The sequence below is a fragment of the Rhodoferax sp. GT1R46 genome (genome assembly GCF_056521285.1).
The window spans coordinates 67,303-87,824 of sequence record NZ_JBWMBC010000007.1 but is presented as its reverse complement, the minus strand read 5'-3'; the positions used below and the strand labels follow the sequence as shown (position 1 = coordinate 87,824).

The window sequence follows — 20,522 nt, the reverse complement described above, 5'->3', positions numbered from 1 at the left end:
CAATAACTCTACCCAGCAATTTTTCCATGATCGCTCTCGACACGCCAATGGATGCATTGCTGGACAGCACCCATGGCAAGCCGAGGTTACTGGTGGTGGACGACCAACCCATCAATATCCAGGTCATGCACCAGGTGTTTGCTGGCGACTACCAAGTCTTCATGGCGACCAGCGGTGCCCAGGCTCTTGCGGTTTGCAGGAATAACCCCCCAGATCTGGTGCTTCTGGATATCGTCATGCCGGGTATGGACGGTTTTGAGGTGTGCGCACAACTCAAGGCCCATGAGGCAACAGCCAACATCCCTGTCATTTTTGTGACCGCACATACGGATGCAGCACAGGAGACGCATGGATTGAGTCTGGGCGCAGTGGACTTTATCGCCAAGCCGATCAATCCGGCCGTAGTACGCGCCCGGGTAAAAACCCATCTCACTCTTAAATTTCAGTCCGATTTGCTGCGAAAACTGGTGTTTCTGGACGGACTTTCCGGCGTATATAACCGACGGTATTTTGATCAGCAATTGTCTGTGGAATGGGCGCGCGTAGCGCGCAGCAAATTGCCCCTGTCCGTCATCATGCTGGATGTAGATTTTTTCAAGCGATTCAACGACCGGTACGGACACCAGGCTGGCGACGACTGCCTGCGCCAGATTGCCGGAGTACTGAAATCGTGCCTGAAGCGGCCTGCTGATCTGGTGGCACGCTATGGAGGCGAAGAGTTCGCCTGCATTCTGCCCGACACCAAATTTGACGACGCAATGGCTCTGGCGACGAATATGGAGCGCCGGGTACGGGAACAAGAAATTGCCCATGAGAATTCGGATGTAGCCCCAGTAGTGACGATCAGCATCGGTTTGTCTACCCTGGCTGGGGACTTCGATGGCGGCGCCTTGGCATTGGTCGGACTGGCCGATACCCAGCTCTACAACGCAAAGCAAAGCGGCCGCGGACGTGTATGTGGTGCCGTCCTCCAAGGCTCTGCCCTGAGCCAGGTGCCCGTTCACGATGGGGAGTAGAGGCGAGGTCATGGACAACTTGCCAGAAATCCGTGCCGCGCACCTGGTTGACCACCTGGTCCGCCTCAGCGGGCTTCGCAGTCGGGATGATCTGTTACGGGGTCTTACGCTGGCATTGATTGAGTCAACCAGCGCGCGCAGGGTTGAAATACACAGCCTCGTCCTGGATGAGAACCAGCGTTTCTGGCAAATGCTGACGTGCGCCGTTGCAGGCGAAAAGGTCCGGATCGTCTCAAACACCATGCAAACCGATCCGAGCGCGCTGACTCCTATCGACAGCGAACCTGAGCGCCTGCGCTGCGTGGACCGCGCAGAAATACGGGTTGCAATACCTGCGGCGCCCCAACAGGGCCAACTGACACGCTTTCCCGTAATGCTGTCCGCAGAGACCCACCCCTGGGGGGTAGTCGAATTGCAGTCGGAAGCCCCTTTGGGGAAGTCAGAGGTAGTGGCGGCCCAACGACTGATTGCCCTCTATGGCAATATCGTCGACATGCTGGATTACAGCGAATGCGACGCACTGACCGGGTTGTGGAACCGCAAACCGTTCGACGACCTTTTTTACAAGTCGCTTTCATCAACACAGACCACTGAAGAACCCCCGACCCCCGTAGAGCATCGCGCGGCAACGCCGGCCAGTGGTTTCTGGCTGGCGATGGTTGACATAGACCATTTCAAACAGGTCAATGACAATTACGGCCATCTGATTGGCGATGAAGTCCTGATCCTGGTCGCCCGAATCCTCAAAACATCTTTTCGGGCCTACGACCGCGTTTACCGTTTTGGCGGGGAAGAATTTGTGGTGGTCTTGCGCTGCAACGACCACGACGCAGCAGTCGTTGCCATGGAACGTTTTCGCGTCGCCATGGCCAATTACGCGTTTCCACAAGCGGGGCACATCACTGCCAGTCTTGGCCTGACCGAGATCGTGGCGGGAGACTCTCCCGCCGCCGCCTGCGAGCGGGCCGACCGCGCTGTCTACTATGCCAAGCACCATGGTCGCAATCAAGTTTGCAGCGAGGCAGACCTGCTTCGCAGGGGGCTCCTCACGACCGACCTGAAGGTCGGCGAGGTCGAACTCTTCTGATCAGCCCGCTGCGCGGCGAGACAGCACCTCAAAGGCCGGCAGGGTTTTACCTTCCAGAACCTCCAGAAATGCGCCTCCGCCGGTAGAGATGTAGCTCACCTGCTCCTCGATCCCATACTTGGCGATCGCGGCCAGCGTGTCGCCGCCGCCGGCAATGGAGAAAGCGCTGGACTCGGCAATGGCATGTGCAATCACCTTGGTTCCGTTTTCAAATGCGGCAAACTCGAATACGCCCACAGGGCCGTTCCACACAATGGTGCCAGCCGACTTGAGCTGATGTGCCAACGCTTGCGCAGTTTGCGGGCCAATGTCCAGAATCAGGTCGTCATCAGCCACATCGGTTGCCGCCTTGATGGTTGCAGGGGTGTCAGCAGAAAAGGTCTTGGCAGTCACCACGTCGGTCGGAATGGGCACCGCAGCGCCGCGGGCCTTCATGGCCTCCATGACTGCGCGGGCTTCCTCCAGCAATCCCGGTTCGGCCAGGCTTTTACCAATATTCAGACCCGCAGCCAGCATGAAGGTGTTGGCAATGCCGCCACCCACGATCAACTGGTCCACTTTGTCGGCCAGGCTCTTCAAGATGGTCAGTTTGGTGGACACCTTGGACCCCGCCACAATCGCCACCAGTGGGCGCTTGGGAGCCAACAGTGCTTTTGAGATGGCATCCATCTCGGCCGCCAGCAGGGGTCCGGCGCAGGCAATGGGTGCGTACTGGGCAATGCCATAGGTAGAAGCCTCGGCGCGGTGGGCAGTGCCAAAAGCATCGTGAACAAAAATATCGCACAGGGCGGCCATCTTGCGGGAAAGGGATTCGTCGTTCTTTTTCTCGCCCTTGTTAACGCGGCAGTTCTCCAACAGCACCAGTTGACCGGGGACCAGCGCTTTCCCATCCAACAGTACACCGTCAACCCAATTGCTGACCAGTGGAATGCTACGCCCCATGAGTTCCGCCATGCGTGCAGCTACCGGGGCCAGCGAATCGGCCGGCGTGAAAGCGCCTTCGGTGGGACGACCCAAATGGGAGGTCACCATGACAGATGCCCCGGCGTCCAGTGCCATCTGGATGCAGGGGATGCTGGCACGAATGCGGGTGTCTTCGGTAATATGGCCTGCGTCGTCTTGCGGCACGTTCAAATCGGCACGGATGAAAACACGTTTGCCGGCAACTTGGCCACTGGCGCACAGATCGGAAAAGCGGATGACGTTCATGAAAAACCTCGGGTTAATGGGGGGATTGTAAAAGCGCTACCAGCCCAGGCCAATGTGTAGCGGCAGGTACACCGCCATGCCCGTGACGATGGTACCCAGCACGACCTGTCCAGCACCCCGACGCCAGAAGAAATAGCCGACACCCGCCAGCGCGGCGTACAGCCGGGCATCCTGCAAGGTATGAATCAGAACACCCTGGGTCATCACAATCTCGGGAACAATGACCGCCGACAGGGCTGCAATGGGGGCATATTGCAAACCGCGCTGCGCCCAGTGGGGCAAAGACCAGTTTTTCTCGGAGATAAAGAAGAACGAGCGCGCAATGACGGTGATGCACGCCAGGCCCACGATGGTGGCCAGGGTCCAGACATCGGTCTCACCGGCGAAAAAATCGTTCATGGTCAACGCCCGCCGCGCCTTGGCGCATTGGACGGCGGCAGCATCGACTCTTCCAGAAGCAGGCACACCGCCACTGCGGCGGCGATAGCCACCAGAATATTGAGCTTCAGGGGCAGGGCAAAGGCAGCCACCGCAGCGGTACCCGCAACGGTGGCTGACACCCAGCGCAAGCGGCTCGATGCCAGTGAGCACAGCATGCCGACCAGCGCCAGAATGCCCGCAAACCCCAAGCCCCATTGCGCCGGAATAGCGTTAGCCAATACGACACCCAGCACGCTGAAAAAGGTCCAGCTGAACCAGTTGATACCGCCGTTGCCCGCCAGATACGCCATTTGGGCGGCATGCCCCCGGGCGTCGGTCGCGGGCTTGGTGAAACGTTTGACAAACAATACGTAGGTCAAATCCGCCGTCAGGTAGCCGGTCACCAGCCGCTGCCAGCGCGGCAGGTGCATCACATAGGGCCGCATGTGCACACTGAACACCACAAACCGCAAATTCACGCACAACCCGGTGGCCAGAATCACCCACATGGGTGCTCCCGCCAAAATCAGCGGAATGGCCGCCAGCTGGGAACTGCCGGCAAACACGATCAGGGCCATGAGAAGCGCCTCAAAGGTGCTCATGCCGGACTTGACCATCGCCACGCCCGTCATCAACCCCCATGCGGCAATCCCGGGTGCGACGCCCAGCATGTCGGTGAAACCCTGGCGAAATTCAGGGTGCCGGTAATTGGCGCGCAGAAAAAACATGCCGAAGGTCAGCCCAGCCGCATGCCTGGCTGAACGTCAAAGCCGCGCAGGAAGTCTGCCACCGGCAGCCTCTTGCCACCAGGACGCTGCAACTCCGTCAAAATTGCTATCGAATTCATAGCTACTACCGCAATACCCTCGGGGGCTACCGCCACAATAGTGCCCGAATCCACTGGCATACTGGCCGCAGACGCTGCGCGCGCCTGATCAGACGACGCCACATGGGCAGACCACACTTTGATGGTTTCACCATTCAGCACGGTGCTGGCCCCAGGAAATGGATTGAATGCCCGCACCCGCCGAGCGATGATCTGCGCGCTCTGGTGCCAGTCGATCGCCGCCTCGTGTTTTTCAATCTTGTGGGCGTACGTGACTCCTGCTTCAGGCTGGGTTTGGGGCTGCAGGCGCCCTGCAGCCGCCCGATCCAGCGCCTGCACCACCATGTCAGCACCCCTATTCGCCAACTGATCATGCAGGAAGCCCGTGGTGTCCTGCTCGCCAATCGGCACGCTTTGCACCAGCAGCATGTCCCCGGTGTCCAGGCCGGCATCCATTTGCATGATGGTGACCCCGGTTTCGGTATCGCCCGCCTCAATGGCGCGGTGAATCGGTGCAGCACCCCGCCAGCGCGGCAACAAGGAGCCGTGAATATTCAAGCACCCCAAGCGACGCTGACCATTCGTGCGCGACGCCACCATGTCATCCAGCACCCATTGCGGCAGGATCAGACCGTAGGCGGCTACTACCATGACGTCAGCGTCTGCCTCAGCCATAGCCTGGCGCGCAGCCTCTGCGTCCTGCGGATACTTGCCATCCAGTCGCAAGCTGCGCGGTTGCGCCACGGGGATTGCGTGGTCCAGGGCGAACTGCTTGACTGCCGAAGGGTGCAGTTTCATGCCGCGTCCAGCCGGGCGATCGGGTTGGGTCAGGACCAGGGGAATGGTGTGTCCACTGGCGTGCAAACGTTCAAGAGCCACCCGGGCGAATTCGGGCGTACCCGCGAAGATAACCCTCATGACGCGCAGCGGGCGGGCGATGCCCTCATCGCTCATCCTCGCGTTGGGCCTTGAGCATTTTTTTCTTGATGCGGTTGCGCTTGAGTGGCGAAAGGTACTCCACGAACACCTTGCCCATCAAGTGATCCATTTCGTGCTGGATACAAACCGCCAGCAACTCGTCGGCTTCAATCGTTCGTACTTGCCCATTGAGGTCCATTGCCCGCACATGGACAGCGTCAAAACGCTCCACGCCGTCGTAAATGCCAGGCACGGACAGGCAACCTTCCTCATTGACGTGGGTGGTGGGGCTGGTCCAGACGAGTTCGGGGTTGATCAGCACCAGCGGCTCGTCGCGCTCCTCGGACACGTCAATCACGATCAGACGTTCATGAACATCGATTTGTGTGGCCGCCAGGCCGATGCCCTTGGCGTCGTACATCGTTTCAATCATGTCGGCGGCGATCGCACGGATGCGCGCATCCACTGTGGCAACCGGTTTGGCAACCTTGTGCAACTTGGGGTCTGGATAACAAAGAATGGAAAGTAAAGCCATGGGTTCTTTTTCGAAGATGTCGCTATTTTCGCCACTTTTAGGGCTCGCAGCACAGTCCATCCGCCAAAAACGTTGCCGAATCAAGGGCTTGAGCGCAAAATCGTGCGTAAATTATCAAGTTACTCCTTCGGACTGCGGCACGATATGACGACACATCTAATGGCGAAATCCACAGTGGCAATAGCCGCGCTGACTACATTGGTCAGTGCGTTAGTGGCCGCTCCCGCATGGGGGCAGAACTTTCCGATCACCCCCGATCAAAGGCAAACAGCCAATCAGGTAGCCGATAAAGGCGTGCCGCTGAACGAACTGGCCGCCAGCGCACCCGATCGCTACACGGTCAAAAGCGGCGACACGCTGTGGGCCATTTCCGGTTTGTTTCTGAAGCGTGCGTGGCGCTGGCCCGAGTTGTGGGGCATGAATCTGAGCGACATCAAGAACCCGCACCTGATTTATCCCGGGCAGATTCTGGTTCTGGAACGCAAAAACGGCGTTGCCCGCCTGCGTGTCGAGGGCGCACAGGTCACCGACGAAGCCCCCACGGACACCGTGCGTGTATCCCCACGAACCCGGTATGAGGCTCTCCCCAACGGGGCACTCTCCACTTTGCAACCCAACGTGATCGAGGCCTTCCTGTCTGAAGCAATCATCGTGGATGAAATGGGGCTCAGGGCGGCGCCCCGCATCGTATCCACCCAGGAAGGGCGTGTGATGGTGACTACGGGAGACCGCGCCTACGCGCGCGGACCGAGCGGAAAACCCTTAATGGACGATCAGCCACAACTGCAGCAGTTCCGTATCTTTCGCAGTGCGACGCCATTGAAAGATCCAACAACCGGTGAGGTGCTGGGATACGAAGCGCAGTACGTGGGCAAAGCCACGCTGGTGCGCGGCGAAACAACGGCTGAGATTGAAAACAAAGACGGCTCGCTGAGCAATGCGGTTGTGCCGGCCACCATAGACATCATGGCAGCCAAAGCGGAGATGCGGACGGACGACCGCATGCTACCCGAGCCTCCCCGCCAGTTGCAGACTTACACACCCCACGCGCCAGAAGCCCAAATGAGTGGTCGAATCGTGTCGGTCTATGGTGATGCCGTAGTAAACGCTGCGCAGAATCAAGTCGTCGCAATCAACCGTGGCACCCGAGACGGCATGGAAGTCGGTCATGTCATGGCCATCCTCAAAGATGGCGCGCGCATGGTGGACAAGTCCGATGAAGCGCGCCCCGTGATGAAGCTACCCAACGAACGTAACGGGCTGCTGATGGTTTTCCGCACATTTGATCGCTTGTCCTATGCGCTGATACTAGAAATCACCGATGGCGTTCGCGTGGGCGATCGCCTGACCAACCCGCGCTGACCAGCTTCCGCGACATATCGAGTGCAATTGATGGACCGCGAAGAACTCGCTGTCTGGTTGCGTTTGCACCTGACGCCAGGCGTGGGTAATGCAACCGCACGCAGGCTGTTAACTGCATTTGGCCTGCCGAATCGCATCTTTGAACAGCCCGCAGCCACATTGGGCCAGGTTGCAAGCGCCCAGCAAAGTGCCGCTCTGCAACGGGAACCTCCAGAGTTGCCGCCGCTGTTGACCACCACGTGGGAGTGGCTTCAGGCTGACCCAGAGCGAAACAGAGTGCTCACGCTCGGTGATCCGGCCTACCCGCAATCACTGCTCAACATGGAAGATCCGCCTTTGCTGCTGTACGGTATGGGAACGCCCGCGGCCTGGCAAAGTGGCGGGCTGGCCTTGTGTGCTCCGCGCTCGATCGCCGTGGTGGGAAGCCGCAACCCGACACCACAGGGTGCGGCCAACGCCCGGCAGTTTTCTCAAGCGCTCGCAGAGGCCGGGCTGACCATCGTTTCGGGTCTTGCACTGGGTGTCGACGGCGCAGCCCACGAAGGGGCGCTCGACGGAGCACCCACCGGTCAATTGGCCACCATTGCCGTGGTGGGGACCGGACTGGACCGCGTTTACCCTAAACAGCACCTGAACCTGGCTCACCGCATCGCGCAGCGTGGGGTATTGCTCAGCGAATACGCGCTGGGCACACCCCCGGTTCCCGCCAACTTCCCCAAGCGCAACCGCCTCATTGCGGGGCTTTCTTGCGGCACGCTGGTGGTCGAAGCGGCATTGAAGTCCGGCTCATTGATCACGGCACGGCTGGCAGCCGAACAAGGCAAGGACGTTTTCGCCATACCGGGGTCTATCCATTCCACCCAGGCACGCGGCTGCCACGCTCTCATCAAACAAGGTGCCAAACTGGTGGAGAACGCACAGGACGTACTCGAAGAACTGCAACTGGGGCACGCTACGAATGCCACACCGGATTTGGCAGATGGCCAGACAAATGGTACTGAGGCGACCGGTCTTTCTGATTCGGTGAACGACTTGCTCGGCGCTTTGGGCTATGACCCCACCGGGCTGGATGCGTTACAGGCCCGCACCGGCCTGGACACACCGACGCTCCAGGCCCAACTAATGGAGCTCGAAATACATGGCCATGTCGCGCGCTTGCCGGGTGGGCTGTTTCAGCGGATAGCACGTGGTTGATGGGTGTGAATTTGCGTACCCACGCTGGCTAAACGCGGAATAGCGGGGCAAGTCCATCAGACCGTGCGAAGCAGAATTTTCTGCGCTATATTGGCACCATGTTTGAAGTACTTGTGTTCGTCTACGAAAACTATTACGCCGGGGACAGTTGCCCTGAACCGGCGCATCTGGAGCGTAAGCTCAATGCCGTTGGTTTTGAGTCAGAAGAGATCGACGATGCGATGACGTGGCTCAACGGCCTCAACACTGCGGCGCGCGGTTCATCTGGTTGCGTCAGCACTTCGCAGCCCACACCGCCTGAGCCTTGGCTGCGGGAGCCTTCCCCTGCCAGTGTCCGTATCTACCCTGCGGCCGAGCAAAATCATTTGGGTACCCAATGCTTGGGTTTTATCAGTTTCCTGGAGTCTGCCGGCGTATTGCCAGCGCCCATGCGCGAGGTCGTTATTGATCGCGCCATGGCGGCTCCTGGCTCACCCGTGTCACTGGACGACCTGAAAATTATCATCCTGATGGTGTACTGGAGCTTCGGACAGGAGCCTGATGCGTTGGTTCTCGACGAGTTGTGCGACGACTTGTGCGAACGCGTAGCCCACTAGCCGCCAGGGCTGTTCGCCAACCACCCTGATCCGATCAGGCCAACAACCGTTCGGGGTTGGCTTCCAGCTTGGTCATGGCGTCGCGCGTAGCACGCACGGTTAGCGTTTCTTCTTCTTGCGGCAGGAGCAGGCCCGCTTGCAGATAGGCCGCGAGACGACCTGCCTGAATCAAGAAGCTCTTGCCTGAGGTTGCGGCAAACAAATTCAAATGCTTGCGGTCGCTGCGCCAGGCAAACTGTACCTGCGTGATCTGATTGTTGTGGTCCAAGGTGTACCAGGAGCCCAGTTGCAACTCCTGCGCCCAGGCCAGCATGGCCGCAGTAGGTTTTGATCCGCCATTCGCAACCACTTCGATGTCCGACGCATCGATGCCAAGCATCATCTCGATGCTCTCCGAATCCAGTGGCAAATCACCCATACCATCTTCACTGACAAAATCTTCCAAATTGCCCAACCGCTGGGCCATGGCGTCAATCTTGGCTTGTGGGATGGCTTGCGTCTTGGACATAAACGCATCGGCCAGGGTGTCACTGATCGTCTTGACGTGGCGCTCCTGCTCAGAGGGCGCCATTGCAAGCAAAGTCATGCCCGAACGCAGGCGCAACAGCAAATTGGGCAGATCCTGAATAACGCGTGCGCGGTCAGCACGGTTGGGCTTAGCGCTGGCCGCCCATACCAGATCAGTCGCCGATTTTTTTAGCGTCAATGTATCCGCGTGTTGTGGACCCTTACGCACCGCCGCTACCGCCAGCACCTCAGCCCAAACCTTGAACAGGAAATCCCTGATCTCATCACGCACGGGCATGTCCTTGAGCATGTTGCGCATCTCAATGGTGTATTGAATGGTGAGCGTCTCCTTTTGCTCCACCTGTTGCGCAACGCTCACCACCTTCTTGGCAGGTCCTTTCTCGGTCAGGAACTTGCCCAGGAATTTCTGAAATTCATCGTAAACAATCTGGTACACCTTCTTACCCGTTTCCGGGTACTGCTCGATCACTTGCACGATGCGCTTGATTTCAGTCTCCATCGCGCCACCATGTACACCCGCTGAATCGAACCCCATCACGCACGACCCCATGCGGTCAATCAACAAGCGCGCCGGGTGCGTGGTGGTGCCAAAAAAATCGGGATCTTCCAGCGCGACCCGCAGCACCGGCATTTGCAGGCGGGCAAACCACACTCGAATGCCGGGGGGAATGCGTTCTTCGGCAAGGATCGCCTGAAACATCAGGGCAACGATTTCAATCGTCGCCTTTTCACCCTTGGTCTCCGCTTTCTTTTTGAGCTCAGCCGTCTTCTCGCGCAGGTCACCCGCTACCCGCGCCATCCCCGCGGGGCTGAAATCCTGATAAAGGGTGCCTCCTGACGCGTAGGCGGCAGCGTGTCCTGGACGGGGAGGCGCAAGTGCTGCAGCCAAGGCTGGTGATGGCGCCTGATGCGCAGTACCTGAAAAATCCCCACCGCCGTGGCTGACAAACATGCGGCGAATCTGTCCAATGACCCCCTGCGCCCGGCTACGGGCACGCGCCAAAGGCGTGTTGGACGTCATCATCCGGGTTTCATCGGAAGCCCCGTAATTTTGCCCCGGCCCGCTTTGCCCTCCAGCTCCCTGTTTCCAGAATGGCGCGGACGGAGAAGATGTCGGTCCCTGTCCGCCGGAACTTGGCGGGCCTGCGGACGCGGCCTCTCCCCCGGCTTGGGCCGCATTGGCGCCAGCTTGGCCCCAACCCAAACGACCACCGAAAAGCCCACCCCCACGTGGCGCAGGCGCCCCATTACCGGAGCCGGACGGAGCCACACCCTGGTTTGATCGTCCCCCCGGACTGCCGTATGTTTGACCTGGCGCGTAGGAACTGCCATCACCAGCATCACCATATGCCCCAAGTGGAACCCCACCAGATTGCATGGGAGCATTCGACGAATCCACCGATGGCCGTGACCGCGGCGGCGTCGCACTGCGCACCCTGGCTTTGACGCGGTCCTTCAACTCGATTGTGGGCATGACACCCTTTTTAATGAGCACCTCATTGGCGTTGGCATAAGCCACCGTCAAACGGTCTATCAGCAGCTTCTGAACGACGTCATTGACCATAGGCCAAGAGTCGCCCGGCATACCCGAAGTAGCCCATTGCTCCACCATCAGCAAAACCAGTACTTCCGGACGCAAGACATCACGTCCGTCCAACTCTTCTGTGCCTTCCAGGAAGCGCATGCGGAGTTTCAGATCTTCCAGTTGCGCGCCGACTTTCTCCATGACCGCCAGCACCATGCGCGAAGCCAGAATCTTGTTCTCAACCACTTCGGTGCCAACCAATTCCAGTCCGCCGGATTCCGCCTTGGCAGCACTCTCCGATTTTCGGTCTTTGGGAGGATCCAGACAATCCCGCCACACCTTCATGGTGCCATCCAGCCAGACCGGGCGACACCGTTTGTAGGCCATCCAGGTGTCGCGTCGCGCCTGGCTTTCCCGCGCATTGGCGGGCTCATCCATCAAGGCGGTAATCCGTTCATGCACCGCGCCACTGATCTCGATCATGGCCTTTCCGGCCTCGGCGACGAAGCGTTCGCGCACCGCTCTGGCGAACTGCAATCGGGGTGACAGGCTGGGTGGGGTTGCCATGGGTCAGGAAGCGGTCAAACAGTCGCGCCCGCGTTAGGATCGCTGGGATCCTCTTCCTTCTTGACCGGGCCCTTGATCAGGTCTTCACGTTGAATACCGAGCCACATCGCAATGGCTGCGGCCACAAAGACGGAGGAGTAAATGCCGAACAAAATACCAATCGTCAATGCCAGCGCGAAATAGTGCAATGTCGCGCCACCAAACAACAACATGGACAAAACCATCAATTGGGTAGAGCCGTGGGTAATGATGGTGCGGCTGATGGTCGACGTGATCGCGTTATCGATGATCTGCGTCGTGTTCATCTTGCGATAGCGGCGGAAGTTTTCACGGATCCGGTCAAAGATCACCACCGATTCGTTCACCGAATAGCCCAGCACGGCGAGCACTGCAGCGAGTACCGGCAGCGAGAACTCCCACTGAAAAAATGCGAAAAATCCGAGAATAATGACCACGTCATGCAAGTTGGCAATGATGGCAGCCACCGCAAACTTCCACTCGAAGCGCAACGACAGGTAGAGCATGATGCCGACGACCACACTCGCCAGTGCCTTGAGGCCATCGGCCGCCAGTTCGTCTCCCACCTGGGGGCCGACAAACTCGGTTCGGCGCAGATTGGCTGAAGCATCGCCCCCCTTCAGGGCGGCCAGAACGCGTTCACTTTGCTGGCCGGAACTGCTGCCTTTTTGAACGGGCATGCGGATCAGTACATCCTGCGCATTGCCAAAGTTCTGCACCTGCACATCGTTGATGCCCAGGGACGCAACCGTGGTTCGAATGGCGTTGAGGTCTGCAGGCTGGGAGTAGCTCACCTCCATCAGCGTGCCGCCGGTGAATTCCACCGACAAATGCAAACCCCGGGAAAACAGAAAGAAGACGGCCGCCAGAAAAGTAACCAGCGAGATCAGATTGAACACCAACGCATGCCGCATGAACGGAATGTCGCGGTGGATTTTGAAAAATTCCATGCCGTTTCCCTTTAGTCTGCCGAGACCTGATTGCCAGAATCAGGCCGCCAAACCGTCCCTATGGACACATTTTTGAGTTTCTTTTGTCGACCGTACCATAAATTTACCACTCCCCGGGAGAAGAACACCCCGGAAAACATGCTGGTCAGGATACCCAGACAATGCACCACAGCAAAACCCCGCACCGGCCCGGAACCAAACGCCAGCAATGCCAACCCGGCAATCAAGGTGGTCACGTTGGAGTCAATGATGGTAGCCCACGCACGGTCATATCCGGCATGGATGGCTGCTTGCGGGGACGCCCCATTGCGTAATTCTTCACGGATGCGCTCGTTGATCAGCACATTGGCGTCGATCGCCATACCCAGCACCAGCGCCATGGCGGCCATTCCAGGCAAAGTCAAGGTGGCTTGCAGCATGGAGAGCACCGCCACCAGCAGCAACAAGTTAAACGCGAGCGCGATGCTGGAAATCACCCCAAACAACATGTAATAGGCACACATGAAGATCGTGACCGCCACAAAGCCCCACGTCACACTGTTGAAGCCTTTGGCAATATTCTCAGCGCCCAGGCTCGGGCCTATCGTTCGCTCCTCGATGATTTCCATGGGCGCAGCGAGCGATCCGGCGCGCAGCAACAAAGCCGTGTCGTTAGCTTCCACTGTGGTCATGCGACCGGAAATCTGGACCCGTCCGCCGCCAATTTCCGAGCGAATGACCGGCGCCGTGACCACTTCGCCCTTACCCTTCTCGAACAGGAGAATGGCCATGCGTTTGCCGATGCTTTCACGGGTTACATCGCGAAAGATGCGAGCGCCCTTGGCATCGAGCGACAGATTGACGGATGGTTCCTGGGTTTGGCTGTCAAAGCCCGGCTGGGCATCCGTCAGATTTTCTCCCGTCAACAGGACCTGTTTCTTGACAATAACCGCTTGCCCGTTGCGTTCCAGATACCGCTCGGAACCAAATGGCACCGGACCGGTTCCCTGCTCAGCCGCGCGAGCTTCCGTGCCTTCATCCACCATACGGATTTCCAGAGTGGCGGTGCGCCCCAGAATATCTTTGGCCTTGGCTGTGTCCTGCACGCCGGGCAACTGGACCACGATGCGGTCCTGGCCCTGCTGCTGAATCACCGGTTCTGCAACGCCCAACTCGTTGATCCGGTTGTGCAGCGTGGTGATGTTCTGTTTGAGCGCCTGGTCCTGCACCGCGCGCGCCGCCACTGGCTTGATGGATGCCACCATCTTGAACTCGGCGCCCTCTGGAGACTCGACCGTCGTCAGATCAGGAAACTGGTCTTGAATGACACGCTTGGCCACCTCTACGGTCTGGGTATCGCGGAAACGGATTTCAATCGTCTGACCATTGCGGTTGATACCGCTGTGGCGTACGTTCTTTTCCCGCAGGATGGTGCGAATATCGCCCGACAGGGACTCCGCTTTCTTGGACAGCGCCGCCTGCATGTCGACTTGCAGCATGAAGTGCACGCCACCACGCAAGTCCAGCCCCAGGTACATGGGGGAAGCGTGCAGGGCGGTCAGCCACGCGGGTGAGCGGGACAGCAGATTGAGCGCCACCACATAGCCGGGTTCTGCCGCATCGGGGTTGAGCGATTTCTGGATCGCATCCTTGGCCTTCAGCTGCACATCGGTGCTGCCGAAACGGGCCTTGATGGAGGTGCCTTCGAGAGCAACCGCGTCTGCCGCAATACCTGCGGTCTTGAGTGCCTCTTCCACGCGGGACAGGGCAGCGGCATCAAGCTTCATCGATGACTTGGCCACCGATATCTGCACGGCAGGCGCCTCACCAAACACATTGGGCAAAGCGTACAGGCCGCCCACCACGAGCGCGATCAGAATGATCGCGTATTTCCACACCGGATAACGGTTCATGATCGCGCTTAAAAAGGTAGAGGGAAGTTGCGAGGACTACTTGATCGTGCCCTTAGGCAAGACCTGTACCACGGCGCTGCGTTGAATTTGTACTTCAACGCCATTGGACACTTCCAGACCCAGGTAGTTGTCGCCCAGCTTGCTGACTTTACCCAGCAAACCACCGGAGGTCACGACTTCGTCCCCTTTGGTGACCGCCTCAATCATGGCGCGGTGCTCTTTCTGCTTCTTCATCTGGGGACGAATCATCACGAAATACAACACCACGAACATCAGCACCAATGGCAGCATGCTCATCAGCGAGGACTGCATGTCTCCGCCAGCGGCAGCAGCGGGGGCGGTTTGGGCAAAAGCAGAAGAAATGAACACAGGCAACTCCACAAAACAAGGGATAACGACAAACCCGCACCCTGACACAGGGTGGCCCGCTGACTAGCGCGCGCAGGGGAGAACAGCCCGCGATTGTAAGCGGGCCGTGTTCATCGCAATTCTGCCGCCCGGCTTGGCCCTAAGAGATTTGGGGACCCGTTCGGTGGAACTGCGCTTGCAGAACATTCCATTGCTGGCGTGCCGCGACCAGATGCCGCTCCTTGACATGCCCAAACCCCCGTATTTGCTCCGGTACGCGGGCGAACGCCAGCGCTGCATCCCTATTTTCCTGCGTCAACAAGGACAACATGCCTTCAATAACACCTTGATACTCTTGTGCGAGCGCCCGCTCCTGGCGGCGCTCGGCGGTGTAACCGAAAACATCCAGCGGACCGCCGCGCAAGACCTTGAGCGGCGCAAGCAGGCGGAAGGCCGTTTGCATCCAGGGTCCAAAACTGCGTTTTTGCAGTTCGCCCGCCGCGTTGCGGGGCGACAGCAAGGGCGGCGCCAAGTGGTAATGGAGCGTGAAGTCGCCTTCAAACTGGGCACCGACCTTGGCGAGGAAGGCCGTGTCGGTGTGCAGGCGTGCCACCTCGTATTCGTCCTTGTAGGCCATGAGCTTGAACAGGTAACGGGCGACTGCCTGGGTCAGCGGTAGCTCGGGTTGTCTTGCGGCCACGATGGAAGCCGAGACGGGCAAAGCCTCTTCGACGCGGCGCACCTGATCCACAAAGTGGGCGTAACGCGCTGCATAGGCCGCATTCTGGTACCCCGTCAGGAATGCGACACGCTTGTGCACCATCTCATCCAGGGGCTGTATTGCGCGGGGCGTAAATGCCACGACCTGACCGGGATTGAGCAGTTTTTGAACAGCAGGCCAATCGTGCGCAGCCTGCCGGCCCCAGGCAAAAGCGGCCTTGTTGTTCTCCACCGCGACGGCATTGAGTTCGATGGCGCGGATCAACGAGGCCAGCGCCAACGGGATCCAGCCTTTTTGCCACGCATAGCCCAACATGATGGGGTTGGTGTAAATGCTGTCACCCATGAACTGGGTGGCCATGGCGTCGGCATCAAAGGTCCCGACGCATTCCTTGCCCACCACCTCGGCGATTTCTGCCAGGCAATCCTGCCCAGGATTGGTCCAGTTGGCATTGTGCACAAAAGCTGCTGTGGGCGCGCTATGGGAGTTCAGTGCGACATGGGTGCGCCCACGGCGCATGCGCAGGGCGGTTTCTTTGCCGGCCACCACAATGGGGTCGCAACCAATAATCAAATCGGCCGAGGCCATGCCCACACGGGTGGTGCGAATGGCATCCTGCGTGGGGGCGATCAGCACATGGCTCCAGGTGGCACCGCCTTTTTGGGCCAGGCCACCTGCATCTTGCGTGACCACGCCTTTGCCATCCAGATGGGCGGCGACACCCAGCAGCTGGCCTATGGTGATGACGCCGGTGCCACCCACGCCCGCGACAACAATCCCCCAAGCACCGACGGCGCTCTCCGCACCCAGCTGGTGAAGCTGCGGCTCAGGCAGCGCCCCCAGCTCAAACGGCGAGGGCGCGGCACCCTTGGCTTTCTTGCGCAGCTGCCCGCCTTCCACCGTCACGAAACTGGGACAAAAGCCGTTGACGCAGCTGTAATCCTTGTTGCAGGTGCTCTGGTTGATCTGGCGCTTGCGGCCGAATTCGGTTTCCAGCGGCTCCACGCTCATGCAATTGCTCTTGACGCTGCAGTCGCCACAGCCTTCGCACACCAGCTCATTGATGACTACGCGCTTGGTCGGGTCCACCAGCGTGCCCCGCTTGCGGCGGCGGCGCTTCTCAGTCGCGCAGGTCTGGTCGTAAATGATGACGGTAGTGCCTTTGATTTCCCGAAACTCACGCTGGATGCGGTCCAGCTCATCACGGTGGTGCACGCCCACTCCGTCGACGAGTTTGACACCGTCGTACTTCTCGGGCTCGTCGGTCACTACTACGATTTTGATAGCGCCCTCCGCCCGCATGGACTGGGCTATCTGCACAACGGAGTGCCCTTCAGGGCGCTCGCCCACCTGCTGGCCACCGGTCATGGCGACCGCATCGTTGTAAAGAATCTTGTAGGTGATGTTGACCCCAGCGGCAATGGCCTGGCGCACCGCCAGCAGCCCGCTGTGAAAGTAGGTGCCATCGCCCAGATTGGCAAACATGTGCTGGTCGTGACTGAAAGGCTGCTGCCCGACCCACGGCACGCCCTCGCCGCCCATCTGCGTGAAGCCCACGGTGGCGCGGTCCATCCAGATCGTCATGAAGTGGCAGCCAATACCTGCCATGGCGCGTGAGCCCTCGGGCACCTTGGTGCTGGTGTTGTGCGGGCAACCGGAACAAAACCAGGGCTGGCGCTCGGCCCCCTTGACCCCGCTCACTTCCAGCACCTGCATCGCACTTTCCTTGGCATTCAGAATGGCCAGCTGCGAATCCACGCGTGCCGTGGTGTCCGCATCCAGCCCCAGCTTCTTGAGGCGCTGGGCAATGGCGCGGGCGATGATGGCGGGCGACAAATCGGCATTGGCACGCAAGAGGGTGCTGGCGATGGGGTTGGGCATGGACCACTCGCCACCGCTGCCATATTCCGACCGCTGTCCGTCCGCCGATCCCACCTCGTTGAACTTGCCCAGCACTGTGGGGCGCACATCGGCGCGCCAGTTGTACAGCTCTTCCTTCAGCTGGTATTCAATGACCTGGCGCTTTTCTTCCACCACCAGAATCTCTTGCAGGCCAGTGGCAAATTCGCGCGTAAGTTGCGCCTCCAGCGGCCACACCACACCCACCTTGTGCAGGCGGATGCCAATGCGCCGGCAAGTGGCGTCGTCCAGCCCCAAATCCAGCAGCGCCTGGCGCGTATCGTTGTAGGCCTTGCCGCTGGCCATCAGGCCAAAGCGGTCGTTCGGCCCCTCAATCACGTTGTAGTTCAGGCGGTTGGCACGGATGTAGGCCAGCGCGGCATACCATTTGTAGTCAAAAAGGCGCGCCTCCTGCGCCAGCGCCGCGTCGGGCCAGCGGATGTGCACGCCGCCCTGGGGCATCACAAAGTCCGTCGGGATTTTGATGTGCACCCGGTCCGGGTCAATCATCACGGTCGCGCTGGATTCGACGATCTCCTGAATCGTCTTCATGCCCGCCCACACACCCGAGAAGCGGCTCATGGCGAAGGCGTGGATACCCAGGTCCAGAATCTCCTGCACATTGGCCGGGAAGAACACCGGCGTGCCACAAGCCTTGAAGATGTGGTCGCTCTGGTGCGCCGCGGTGGAGCTTTTGGAAATGTGGTCATCCCCGGCCACCGCAATCACGCCGCCCCAGGGCGTGGTGCCGGCCATGTTGGCGTGTTTGAACACGTCCGAGCAGCGGTCCACACCCGGGCCCTTGCCGTACCAGATGCCAAACACGCCATCGTATTTGTTGCTGCCCGGCGGGGCAAAGCCCAGTTGCTGCGTACCCCACAGGGCGGTGGCCGCCAGCTCTTCGTTCACGCCCGGCTGGAACACCACGTGGTGCGCCTTGAGGTATTTTTCGGCCTTGACCAGGGACTGGTCATAGGTTCCCAGCGGCGAGCCCCGGTAGCCGCTGATGAAACCCGCCGTGTTTTTACCCACGCGCATATCGCGCACGCGCTGCAGCATGGGCAGCTTGACCAGCGCTTGCACGCCGCTCATGAAGGCGTGCCCGTAATCCAGGGAATATTTGTCGTCGAGGGTGACGGTCTCCAGCGATTGGCGGATGTGGGGGGGCAGCGGTGCGTTCATGGTGGCTTGTCTCCGGGCTATGGGCTTTACGTTGGCTTGCACGATCAAGGATGTCCTTCGTGGGGACTCCTTTTTTTGATGGGTCAGTGTATGCGCGACTCGCAGAACTGTCTTTGCGTTCTTTGCCTGATTCAGGCTATCCTTAGAAAGGATCTTGCGCAAAAAGACGGGAATATGGAAACTCTGGACAAATTCGACCTCGCCATCCTGGGCGAACTGCAAAGCGATGGCCGGCTCACCAATGCCGAACTCGCCTCGCGCGTGGGCTTGTCAGCCGCACCGTGCTGGCGTCGCGTGCGTGCACTGGAAGACAGTGGGTTCATCACCGGCTACCGTGCCGAGATCAGCCGCCACAAGATCGGGCTGGGCGTGCTCGCCTTTGTGCGGCTCGACGCTGCGCAAAACACCGGGGAGATTTTGCGCACACTGGAAGACGCCATTCGCAACATTCCCGAAGTGGTGAGCTGCCACTACATCAGCGGCACCGGCACGTTTGAGTTGCAGGTGGTGAGCCGCGACCTCAATACCTTCAGCCAGTTCGCACGCGACGTGCTGATCAACCTGCCCAATGTAAAAGACCTCCACACCAGCTTTTCACTGGGGGAGGTCAAAGCCAGCAGCGCCTTGCCACTGGGTCACCTGATGCGCACCGCTCCTCAGGATTCAAGGAAATAAGGGCCTCAGCCCTCGTGGATACTGCGCAAGCAGCTATTTATTTGATAGCGTCTGCGCCTTACATCAGCGCGTGTTGCGCTCCAGAACCTGGCGAATGGTGGCACCCAGCTCTTCGGCTACAAACTTGGCAATGTAGGCATCTGCGCCGACGCTCTTCACATGCCCTTCGTTGGTGGTGCCGGTGAGTGAAGAGTGGATGATGACCGGAATTCCCTTGAAACGCCCATCCTGCTTGATGTTGCGGGTGAGCGTGAAACCGTCCATGACCGGCATTTCCAGATCGGTCAGTACCAGGGCCACTCTATCCTGGATGGAACTGCCCTCGGCATTCGCTTTGGCGGTCATCGCCTCCAGTGTGTCCCAGGCCTCCTTGCCGGTTTTGGCCATGACATACGGCACGCCCATGGATTTGAGACCCTGCTCAATCATCATGCGCGCCACGGCCGAGTCATCGGCCGCGAGAACAACGGTACCGGGGGGCAAGCGCACTTGGGGCACACCCTCTCCGCTGTCGCTCGTCTTTTGCTCCTGCGGCAGCACATCGCGCAAAATCTGCTCCACGTCCAGCACTTGGGCCAGGCGGGTGTTTTCCGCGCTGCCATCAAGGCGCGCAATGCTGGTCACCAGGCCACCGCCACTGTTCTCGGCAGACAGCACGTGCTTCCACTCCAGGCGCACAATTTCATTGACTTCTTCGACTGCGAAGGCCTGGGTTGTGCGGGCAAACTCGGTGACCAGCAAAATGCCCAGTCCCTTGGTCGGCTTGCAACCCACCACCGCCGGCAGATTGATGACCGTGATCATCTGGCCACGAATATTCGCCACGCCCATGACGGTAGGGGGCATGTTGACCATGGCGGTGATTTCCGGCATGACCAGAATCTCACGAACCTTGAACACGTTGATTCCAAACAACTCGCGACGATCGGTTCCCGGTGCTTCGCCCAAACGAAACAGCAACAGCTCAAACATGCTGTTACCCGCCAGGTTGGTCCGTTCATCAATGTCTCGCATGCTTGTATTCATGGCTTTTTCCGTTGTTGACCGCTTGAAG

At 59.4% G+C, this 20,522-nt stretch carries 17 protein-coding genes; 6 read left to right on the top strand and 11 right to left on the bottom strand.

The features are described from left to right. Nucleotides 1-26 precede the first annotated feature (26 nt). Nucleotides 27-1,016, top strand: coding sequence for a diguanylate cyclase (locus AC097W_RS15390; RefSeq protein ID WP_479603501.1), 990 nt, complete (start codon nucleotides 27-29; stop codon nucleotides 1,014-1,016). Between the two features lie 10 nt (nucleotides 1,017-1,026). Further along, complete coding sequence (locus AC097W_RS15385; RefSeq protein ID WP_479603500.1) at nucleotides 1,027-2,103, top strand: GGDEF domain-containing protein; 1,077 nt, start codon at nucleotides 1,027-1,029, stop codon at nucleotides 2,101-2,103. Here AC097W_RS15385 and AC097W_RS15380 read toward each other — a convergent pair whose 3' ends face one another. From AC097W_RS15380 to def, 5 genes are read right to left on the bottom strand one after another with little or no spacing between them, the layout of a single operon-like run. After that, nucleotides 2,104-3,312 (bottom strand): phosphoglycerate kinase, encoded by a 1,209-nt coding sequence (locus AC097W_RS15380; protein WP_479603499.1) that lies wholly within the window; start codon nucleotides 3,310-3,312, stop codon nucleotides 2,104-2,106. A 36-nt stretch (nucleotides 3,313-3,348) separates the two neighbouring features. Further along, nucleotides 3,349-3,711 (bottom strand): AzlD domain-containing protein, encoded by a 363-nt coding sequence (locus AC097W_RS15375; protein ID WP_479603498.1) that lies wholly within the window; start codon nucleotides 3,709-3,711, stop codon nucleotides 3,349-3,351. A 2-nt stretch (nucleotides 3,712-3,713) separates the two neighbouring features. Then, nucleotides 3,714-4,460: an AzlC family ABC transporter permease gene (locus AC097W_RS15370; protein WP_479603497.1), complete on the bottom strand. Its 747-nt coding sequence runs from the start codon at nucleotides 4,458-4,460 to the stop codon at nucleotides 3,714-3,716. 8 nt (nucleotides 4,461-4,468) lie between these two features. Continuing rightward, entirely contained in the window at nucleotides 4,469-5,476 is a 1,008-nt protein-coding gene (gene fmt, locus AC097W_RS15365; RefSeq protein WP_479603496.1) for a methionyl-tRNA formyltransferase, read from the bottom strand. 25 nt (nucleotides 5,477-5,501) lie between these two features. Beyond that, entirely contained in the window at nucleotides 5,502-6,011 is a 510-nt protein-coding gene (gene def, locus AC097W_RS15360) for a peptide deformylase (RefSeq protein ID WP_479603495.1), read from the bottom strand. Between the two features lie 144 nt (nucleotides 6,012-6,155). On the opposite strand from def, the gene AC097W_RS15355 reads away from it, so the two are divergent. The 3 genes from AC097W_RS15355 (at nucleotide 6,156) to AC097W_RS15345 (ending at nucleotide 9,163) form a co-directional block, all read left to right on the top strand. Then, on the top strand, nucleotides 6,156-7,373 hold the full coding sequence (locus AC097W_RS15355) for a LysM peptidoglycan-binding domain-containing protein (RefSeq protein ID WP_479603494.1): 1,218 nt from the start codon (nucleotides 6,156-6,158) through the stop codon (nucleotides 7,371-7,373). Nucleotides 7,374-7,403: 30 nt separating this feature from the next. Next, on the top strand, nucleotides 7,404-8,567 hold the full coding sequence (gene dprA, locus AC097W_RS15350; protein WP_479603493.1) for a DNA-processing protein DprA: 1,164 nt from the start codon (nucleotides 7,404-7,406) through the stop codon (nucleotides 8,565-8,567). 98 nt (nucleotides 8,568-8,665) lie between these two features. Then, the gene (locus AC097W_RS15345; RefSeq protein WP_479603492.1) at nucleotides 8,666-9,163 is read left to right on the top strand and encodes a Smg family protein; all 498 of its coding nucleotides are present in this window, start codon (nucleotides 8,666-8,668) and stop codon (nucleotides 9,161-9,163) included. A 34-nt stretch (nucleotides 9,164-9,197) separates the two neighbouring features. On the opposite strand, the gene AC097W_RS15340 is transcribed toward AC097W_RS15345, so the two are convergent. The 5 genes from AC097W_RS15340 to AC097W_RS15320 form a co-directional block, all read right to left on the bottom strand. Continuing rightward, the gene (locus AC097W_RS15340; protein ID WP_479603491.1) at nucleotides 9,198-11,783 is read right to left on the bottom strand and encodes a DUF1631 family protein; all 2,586 of its coding nucleotides are present in this window, start codon (nucleotides 11,781-11,783) and stop codon (nucleotides 9,198-9,200) included. A 14-nt stretch (nucleotides 11,784-11,797) separates the two neighbouring features. After that, nucleotides 11,798-12,751 carry a protein translocase subunit SecF gene (gene secF, locus AC097W_RS15335; protein ID WP_479603490.1) on the bottom strand — a complete coding sequence of 318 codons (954 nt, stop codon included), beginning with the start codon at nucleotides 12,749-12,751 and terminating at the stop codon, nucleotides 11,798-11,800. Between the two features lie 11 nt (nucleotides 12,752-12,762). Further along, complete coding sequence (gene secD, locus AC097W_RS15330; protein ID WP_479603489.1) at nucleotides 12,763-14,643, bottom strand: protein translocase subunit SecD; 1,881 nt, start codon at nucleotides 14,641-14,643, stop codon at nucleotides 12,763-12,765. Between the two features lie 36 nt (nucleotides 14,644-14,679). Continuing rightward, entirely contained in the window at nucleotides 14,680-15,012 is a 333-nt protein-coding gene (yajC, locus tag AC097W_RS15325; RefSeq protein WP_479603488.1) for a preprotein translocase subunit YajC, read from the bottom strand. 139 nt (nucleotides 15,013-15,151) lie between these two features. Then, a complete protein-coding gene (locus AC097W_RS15320) occupies nucleotides 15,152-18,793 on the bottom strand; it encodes an indolepyruvate ferredoxin oxidoreductase family protein (protein ID WP_479603487.1) in 3,642 nt (1,213 codons plus the stop codon). A gap of 174 nt (nucleotides 18,794-18,967) precedes the next feature. On the opposite strand from AC097W_RS15320, the gene AC097W_RS15315 reads away from it, so the two are divergent. Next, nucleotides 18,968-19,468, top strand: coding sequence for an Lrp/AsnC family transcriptional regulator (locus AC097W_RS15315; RefSeq protein WP_479603486.1), 501 nt, complete (start codon nucleotides 18,968-18,970; stop codon nucleotides 19,466-19,468). A gap of 63 nt (nucleotides 19,469-19,531) precedes the next feature. On the opposite strand, the gene AC097W_RS15310 is transcribed toward AC097W_RS15315, so the two are convergent. Further along, a complete protein-coding gene (locus tag AC097W_RS15310; protein WP_479603485.1) occupies nucleotides 19,532-20,494 on the bottom strand; it encodes a chemotaxis protein in 963 nt (320 codons plus the stop codon). Between the last annotated feature and the right edge of the window lie 28 nt (nucleotides 20,495-20,522).

Bases quoted from the DNA above. Each gene is read 5' to 3' on its own strand.
- secD (WP_479603489.1), bottom strand. From the start codon at position 14,643: ATGAACCGTTATCCGGTGTGGAAATACGCGATCATTCTGATCGCGCTC.
- def (WP_479603495.1), bottom strand. From the start codon at position 6,011: ATGGCTTTACTTTCCATTCTTTGTTATCCAGACCCCAAGTTGCACAAG.
- AC097W_RS15390 (WP_479603501.1), top strand. From the start codon at position 27: ATGATCGCTCTCGACACGCCAATGGATGCATTGCTGGACAGCACCCAT.
- AC097W_RS15315 (WP_479603486.1), top strand. From the start codon at position 18,968: ATGGAAACTCTGGACAAATTCGACCTCGCCATCCTGGGCGAACTGCAA.
- AC097W_RS15375 (WP_479603498.1), bottom strand. From the start codon at position 3,711: ATGAACGATTTTTTCGCCGGTGAGACCGATGTCTGGACCCTGGCCACC.
- AC097W_RS15345 (WP_479603492.1), top strand. From the start codon at position 8,666: ATGTTTGAAGTACTTGTGTTCGTCTACGAAAACTATTACGCCGGGGAC.
- dprA (WP_479603493.1), top strand. From the start codon at position 7,404: ATGGACCGCGAAGAACTCGCTGTCTGGTTGCGTTTGCACCTGACGCCA.
- AC097W_RS15340 (WP_479603491.1), bottom strand. From the start codon at position 11,783: ATGGCAACCCCACCCAGCCTGTCACCCCGATTGCAGTTCGCCAGAGCG.
- AC097W_RS15320 (WP_479603487.1), bottom strand. From the start codon at position 18,793: ATGAACGCACCGCTGCCCCCCCACATCCGCCAATCGCTGGAGACCGTC.
- AC097W_RS15310 (WP_479603485.1), bottom strand. From the start codon at position 20,494: ATGAATACAAGCATGCGAGACATTGATGAACGGACCAACCTGGCGGGT.
- secF (WP_479603490.1), bottom strand. From the start codon at position 12,751: ATGGAATTTTTCAAAATCCACCGCGACATTCCGTTCATGCGGCATGCG.
- fmt (WP_479603496.1), bottom strand. From the start codon at position 5,476: ATGAGGGTTATCTTCGCGGGTACGCCCGAATTCGCCCGGGTGGCTCTT.
- AC097W_RS15355 (WP_479603494.1), top strand. From the start codon at position 6,156: ATGACGACACATCTAATGGCGAAATCCACAGTGGCAATAGCCGCGCTG.
- AC097W_RS15385 (WP_479603500.1), top strand. From the start codon at position 1,027: ATGGACAACTTGCCAGAAATCCGTGCCGCGCACCTGGTTGACCACCTG.
- AC097W_RS15370 (WP_479603497.1), bottom strand. From the start codon at position 4,460: ATGTTTTTTCTGCGCGCCAATTACCGGCACCCTGAATTTCGCCAGGGT.
- AC097W_RS15380 (WP_479603499.1), bottom strand. From the start codon at position 3,312: ATGAACGTCATCCGCTTTTCCGATCTGTGCGCCAGTGGCCAAGTTGCC.